1 pseudogene is annotated in these 502 nt (G+C 69.7%); it reads left to right on the forward strand.

The window, feature by feature from the left end:
* Nucleotides 1-502 (forward strand): annotated as a pseudogene (locus tag F6X68_RS33105) (ArgP/LysG family DNA-binding transcriptional regulator); the annotation flags it as partial.

The raw sequence follows: 502 nt of genomic DNA on the forward strand, positions 1-502 counted from the left end.
GCTGCTGGTGCGCAGCCGCCCCTGCCGGCCGACCGGGCCGGGCACGCGCCTGCTGCAGTACCTGCGCCGCTCGACCCTGCTGGAATCGGAGTTCCTGGCCGAGATGGGCATGGACGACGGCCCGGCTCGGGTGGCGATCGCGGTCAACAACGACACCCTGGCGACCTGGCTGCTGCCGGTGCTGGCGCCCATCCTCGCGCAGGAAGAACTGCTGGTGGAATTCGTGCTCGACAACCAGGGCCATACCTTCGCGCTGCTGGAGCAGGGCCGCGTGGTGGCTTGCATATCGGGCGAGGCGATGCCGATGCACGGCTGCAGCGTGAGCCCGCTGGGCCAGATGCGCTACCGGATGGTCGCGTCGAACACCTTCGCCCGGCAGTGGTTCGCCGACGGCTTCAACCGCGAGACCGCGCGCCGCGCGCCGGTGGTGGTCTTCGACCGCAAGGACTCGCTGCAGTCGGCCTTCCTGCTGAAGCATTTCGGCCTGCCCGAGGGTTCCTAC

The organism is Micromonospora sp. AMSO12t (genome assembly GCF_008806585.1).
GTDB classification, from domain to species: domain Bacteria; phylum Actinomycetota; class Actinomycetes; order Mycobacteriales; family Micromonosporaceae; genus Micromonospora; species Micromonospora reichwaldensis.